Annotated in this window: 5 protein-coding genes and 1 pseudogene; 2 read left to right on the plus strand and 4 right to left on the minus strand. The window is 30.3% G+C overall.

The window, feature by feature from the left end; all coding sequences use genetic code 11:
- Positions 1–56 precede the first annotated feature (56 nt).
- Positions 57–440, minus strand: coding sequence for a hypothetical protein (locus V7056_RS16585; protein WP_499703524.1), 384 nt, complete (start codon positions 438–440; stop codon positions 57–59).
- A 266-nt stretch (positions 441–706) separates the two neighbouring features.
- Positions 707–850, minus strand: coding sequence for a hypothetical protein (locus V7056_RS16590; protein ID WP_499703525.1), 144 nt, complete (start codon positions 848–850; stop codon positions 707–709).
- Between the two features lie 667 nt (positions 851–1517).
- On the opposite strand from V7056_RS16590, the gene V7056_RS16595 reads away from it, so the two are divergent.
- Complete coding sequence (locus V7056_RS16595; RefSeq protein ID WP_499703526.1) at positions 1518–1868, plus strand: DUF805 domain-containing protein; 351 nt, start codon at positions 1518–1520, stop codon at positions 1866–1868.
- Between the two features lie 761 nt (positions 1869–2629).
- Here the strand turns inward: V7056_RS16595 and V7056_RS16600 are convergent.
- Together V7056_RS16600 and V7056_RS16605 are read right to left on the minus strand one after the other, a co-directional pair.
- Positions 2630–2932 (minus strand): hypothetical protein, encoded by a 303-nt coding sequence (locus tag V7056_RS16600; RefSeq protein WP_499703527.1) that lies wholly within the window; start codon positions 2930–2932, stop codon positions 2630–2632.
- 164 nt (positions 2933–3096) lie between these two features.
- The gene (locus V7056_RS16605; protein WP_499703528.1) at positions 3097–3726 is read right to left on the minus strand and encodes a CatA-like O-acetyltransferase; all 630 of its coding nucleotides are present in this window, start codon (positions 3724–3726) and stop codon (positions 3097–3099) included.
- A 510-nt stretch (positions 3727–4236) separates the two neighbouring features.
- Here V7056_RS16605 and V7056_RS16610 point away from each other — a divergent pair.
- Positions 4237–4986 (plus strand): annotated as a pseudogene (locus tag V7056_RS16610) (MraY family glycosyltransferase); the annotation flags it as partial.

Consider the following 4986-nt stretch of genomic DNA (forward strand, 5'->3'; position numbering starts at 1 on the left):
CGCGCCAGTTAGTTTAATAAGATTTCATCTTGCTAAGCTCATAACCATTACTCATATTAATGTTGTTTTGTTTGAAAAAATGACTTCTTCACAGAGATTGTATAGAACAAAATGAAAAAAGTAAAAATCATATTTCCAATGTAAGGTTGTTGGCTATGTTGCATTGTTAAGTAAAAACTTATACTACCGAATAGTACAGAATACGAAATCATAAACCAAAACCCCCATTTCTTTAGCCTAATATAACCAAAAATCATCATCAAAGTAATAAAAGCTACTATCACTCTAAATAATGGTTCAGATACGTTTGAAACTCCAAATCTATCGGCTATGTCAATCGAGTTAGTAGATGCATTATAAAAAACGGAACTAATAAGTAAAACTATGGCACTAAAAATATAAAAATAACTAATCACTGAAATACCTATAGGTTTTTTCAATAATTCCTCCTCCTATCATTAATTGTAATTATTTTAATCCAAATATTAGTAAATTTATGAAGAACCTTATTTAACTATCCTCGAGATAATAAAAAAGTGCTGATCTGCTCTTCTTGCAATAAAAAAAGAACCGCCGAAACATTCCAACTTTGTTCAACTAATGCGTCATTTAGTTGATTAAGAATAAGGAGTCGTATTGACTATACCATTGTAGCAATTATGAAAATAAAAATGGCATGACTTATTAATCCATTCTTTTATTATTTTTAATTTCGTTCTTCAAGAAGTTTTATTAATCTATTTAAATTTTCCTCTTGTCTCTTAAAATAAGACTTAATGTTTTTTATTAATTCAGAAATACCATAAAATACGGCAACTAAAACTAATAGACTACAAAATAAAATAACCATTACATTTCCCCCTATAAACTGTTACTACCACTCTTGATAACTACTCTACTCAATAGATTATTACTTATATTATATCCTTTTTAAAGTTAGTTTTGTCTATAATTGAGGAGCACTTCATATACCGCTCATAAGTCTTGTTTAACTAATGCGCCAGTTAGTTAAATAAAACTCTTTTACTAACCATGAAAGGGGTATAATATACTTCCCAAACTCCTTAATTGTCTCTTCAATTTTAGTACTATTTTCTTATCCATCTCTTTATTTTGAATTAGAGATTCTTTTGCCATTTCGAAGCATAGCCGTTCGCAAAATAAATAGACCACCGAAGTAGCCTATCACTTTTTAACTGACGCATGTTAGTTAACTAATAACATGTGTCGTAATTGTGTTGAAATCGTACTTTTTAATATGGTCCAAAGTTATTCGAATTATTGGGATTTGTCGTATCTCTCCTAATTTCTTCACTCATTGTTTGATTATCACTTTTATTTGGGGCACCAGCCTTACTATTCACTCGTAAAGAAACACTTTAAAAACCCTAAAACCCAACACATGATTTTTGCTAGTCAATTGCGAGCTGAATTTGGTATAGTAAAAGGTGCGTGCAAAAACGGAGTGAACTCGTTTGTTAAAACACGTGAAGAAAATACATCAGGGGGAAACAAAAGTGGAATGGTATTTAAAAGTATTAAAGAATTATGTAGGATTTGAGGGACGAGCAAGACGAAAAGAATATTGGATGTTTAATCTGTTTAATGTAATTGCTATCATTCTCCTTTCATTCATAGAATCGTTCACAGGGATATCCCCTGTATTATCAGGAGTGTATTCAGTTGCTGTCTTTTTACCGTCACTAGCTGTAGGCGCTCGTCGTTTACACGATATCGGGAAAAGTGCATGGTGGCTATTGATTGGACTTATTCCAATCATTGGCGGACTTGTTCTTCTTGTTTTTACACTTTTAAAAAGTGAAGATCATGACAATAAATATGGTCCAAATCCTAAACAATCAATCTAACTGTTTAGAAACGAAGAAAAACCGCCGATTTCAGGCGGTTTTTTGTTAATACACCTTTATCAAAAGAAGTGAATCGCCATTGAGGCAAACAATACGGACTAGGTTTAACTGGGAAATCCAAACAAGCAGGGTCTTCTGTGTGACAAGTTTCCTGTGACACTTATTTCACTCACACCAGGAATTTGTTTTAAAGCAGGATCGACTTCTTGGTTAATTTTTTGAAGAAGCCCGGCTTGATCGCCCTTTCATTTGGGAAATTTTTTTGTTTTTTATAGTGACTTTTTCGCAAATAATTTATTAATCTAAACTGCTTATAGTTTAATAGAGGATGATCGAATGATCACCCTCTATTTGTTGTTCAACTAACGCGCCAGTTAGTTACTTAGGGATTTTTAAAATAAGTTACGATTCCAATTATTATAATGAAAGATACATAAATTATAAGGAACTTACCTAAAACTCTCATTAACTTATTGTTATTTTTCTTACCAACTTTCAAAATAATGTAAATGATAAGTGCCATAAAAAAGAGCATATTTAATAAAGGTAAAATTGGGTAAATGAGATCGAACATTCTTATCTCCTTTTATTCCAAATTTCTATATGATTTCACACTATAATTAAGATATATTAGACAGCTATTATATAAATTCCTTGTTCAACTAATCTTCCATTTTGATAAATAAAAAAGACCGACAAATTGTCGATTACATTGTTCAACTATAGCGCCAGTTAGTTGTATAAGCTTTAACTTGTTAAACTTACATCCAATCTTCAGCAATCTTTATATCATTAGTTAACATTAGATTTGGAAATTTCTTATCTAATTCTCTTAAACACTCGATATAATCAATGCTACTTACTTTAGCTGAAATGTCTAAAGAAATTTCACTAATCCAATATATTTCTCTTTCAGAACAACTATTAAGAAATTTGATTGTATCACTTGCATTAATACTAAGTAATTCTGTTAGCCTATACCAATATTCGTACATTTTAGGGTCATTCATATGAAGGTTTGAACGTTCCTCTATGAGCTTCCTTACTTGGTTTGCATCTAGCATTATTTCCACCTTGATTTCATTGTATATTTTCACGTTCGTGAACAAAAGCTTACTTATACAACTATCACGCTAGTTAGTTTAATAAGGAATTTAAAATTTTAAAAATTAATGCGTCGTTTAAAAAATCAAAAATAAAAAAAAACATTTGAATCAATAACCAATACTTAATCAATAAGCTTTGTAAGCTTTTCAAAAAATTTTGCTACATGGAATCCATCTACTGTAGCATGGTGAGATTTAATAGAAACAGGGATATTTAATCTACCATTTTGTTCAGAATACTTTCCAATAGTCAATATAGGCTTCAAATAACAAGAAGAATTAGCGATATTTAACGAAAAATTATCAAAACTCACCCAAGGGATAGCTGATATATCAAAGGTATTTAAAGGTTGATTAACTTTAGGAAACATTTTATCTGAACGAACGTATTTTTCAACATCTGCTTTATAAGCAGATTGAAATTCGGCCATACTTTCAAGTTTATCTAACCAAATACATTGAAATCTTTCTTTTTCTTTATCAAAAATAGTAAATGCTGGAACTAGGTAATCCCAACATACTAATTCATCTTCAATAAGATCATAACGGTAATTTTTAATAGAGTTAATAGATTTCGTAATATTAAAAATCATATAGGCATAGAAACTATAATTATGATTTTGGCAATATTCAACGGCTTTAGTTACATCTACTTTCGTTGTCATTTCATGAGTAGCATTTATAGAAAAGTAATAATTAAAATATTCTTTTCTCTCCCATTTTTCTAACTCTACAACACGATAATCAGACATTACTTCCCTCCTAAATTGTAAAAATATCATTTTATCTAAAGAAATTGTTATAAAATAACTTCTATTTTTATAACCGTTTCCCTCTTCTTATTCCACAATACTGCCGTTAGCTCAATAAAAATGAGCTGCCGTAGCAACTCACGCTNNCCAATTAGTTCAAAATGAAATTTTCTGTTAGTTTTTCTATTTTTCCCAATTTTGAAGAGGATAAAAGATGCTACTCCTAGAGAAATCAAAATAACCAATGCGGTAGTTCCAGACATCCAATCATTTGAAGTTAAACTACTTATCATACACAGTTTCCACTTTTAAAAGTTTTACGCCGAGCGTTAGGTAAATTTCAGATTATTATCTTTCAAAGACTATAGCATCAAACAATAGAAGAAGGGAAAAATAAATAATTAGTAAAAAATAAGGTAACCCATAATATTGGTTGGTAAGAAATAGAGGAAATGAATATTTTTTTTAGAACTTATTATAGATAATAAAGAGAAAAGGAGTAAATAATAAGTGATTAATCAATTAATCCCAGCGTTAATATCTTTTGTAGCTGTTTCAATTTTATCACCACTATTAATTGCTGTTTTGAGACAACTTAAGCTCATTCAACCGATAAGAAAAGAACTTCCTTCAGGTCATCAGTTAAAAAAAGGCACTCCGTTAATGTTTGGAATTATTCTTTTTGTAGGAATTATAGTATCAATTCTTTTTTCTCCTACTCCATTAATGTTTTTCTTGTCTATTACCTATATTCTTTTTAGTTTTGCTGGGTTTTTGGACGATTTTTGGAAAGCTTCTCGTCAAGATCCAGGAGGGGTATCGGGTAAGACCAAACTTATTTTTCAATTTGTTTTTACAGGTACTTTGCTTTATTACTTGATCAACGAAGTTGGCGTGAACACCAGCATTAATATTTCTAAAAATATTTCCATGGATCTTCCAATGTTGTTATTTGTTATAGTCATCACATTATTTGTGGTAGGTTCTGCAAATGCAATTAACTTTACGGATGGATTAGACGGTCTTTTAGGAGTTGTTGCAATACCTACATACTTTTTCTTTTTTATGGTTTCAGACAGATCAGAGGTACAAATTTTTTGTTTAATAATGATTGGATGTTTACTCGGCTTTCTAATTTATAATATATATCCTGCCAAAGCTTTTATGGGGGATACGGGATCATTAGCTATTGGAGGAACGCTATCTTGCTGTTCTTGAGAAAGTCGAAATATTAATACCCATTTTGTTCTTTATATATTT

This window comes from Bacillus sp. JJ664 (assembly GCF_036962205.1).
Classification (GTDB): domain Bacteria; phylum Bacillota; class Bacilli; order Bacillales; family Bacillaceae_G; genus Gottfriedia.